This window comes from Rothia sp. HMSC071F11 (assembly GCF_001809115.1).
GTDB classification, from domain to species: domain Bacteria; phylum Actinomycetota; class Actinomycetes; order Actinomycetales; family Micrococcaceae; genus Rothia; species Rothia dentocariosa.
Map to the genome: position 1 here is coordinate 1 of NZ_KV795765.1, position 633 is coordinate 633.

Below are 633 nucleotides of genomic sequence, written 5' to 3' on the forward strand. Positions count from 1 at the left end.
ACCCGCAAGAACACCGTGTTTCCTGCGGGTTTTCGCCGAAGAGGAACCTACACTCGGTTCTCCTAGATGAGCTTGTGCGGTATTGCTACTGTGCCCCGCCGTTGCCGGATGCGCCTTCCCCGGCTCCTTCCTGCGGAGCCTGCTGCTGCGGGGTTTGCTGCTGGTTCTGTCCCTGCTGCTGATTCTGGGCACTTCCAGATTGTCCTGCAGCATTCGGATCCTGTAGCAACCAGGTACCGCCTTTATAGGTTCCCTTAAAGATGGCAGGCGATTCTTCCTCTTTTTTGTCTTCGGGAATATCTATCACTTGTCCGTTATACACGATGAAGGAACCATTGCTAGCTTTGATCTTTCCGTTCCAGGTGTAGGTATCGCCGTCAATCTTAGGCTGCGGGGAATCCAAAATTGCCACCATCATAAGATCTTCAGCCCAGGTTTTTTGAGATTTCCTCTGCTCAACCACTTGCCGAAAATTATCAGGAGATATCTTATTCCCTTGGTTGTCTGCCGCGACCTGCAACAAAGGTTCCGGGTCATTGGCGCCTGTGAAATATTCCAGCGAAGCTACCATATACCCGATTGCCGCATAGAAACCAGCGACGGATTTCTCACCCATCTGCTCTGGTTTGAGGG

1 protein-coding gene is annotated in these 633 nt (G+C 51.8%); it reads right to left on the reverse strand.

Annotation, left to right across the window (positions count from 1 at the left end; all coding sequences use genetic code 11):
• Positions 1-85 precede the first annotated feature (85 nt).
• On the reverse strand, positions 86-633 hold a 548-nt coding region (locus HMPREF2554_RS09280), incomplete at its 5' end, for a DUF6318 family protein (RefSeq protein ID WP_070554934.1).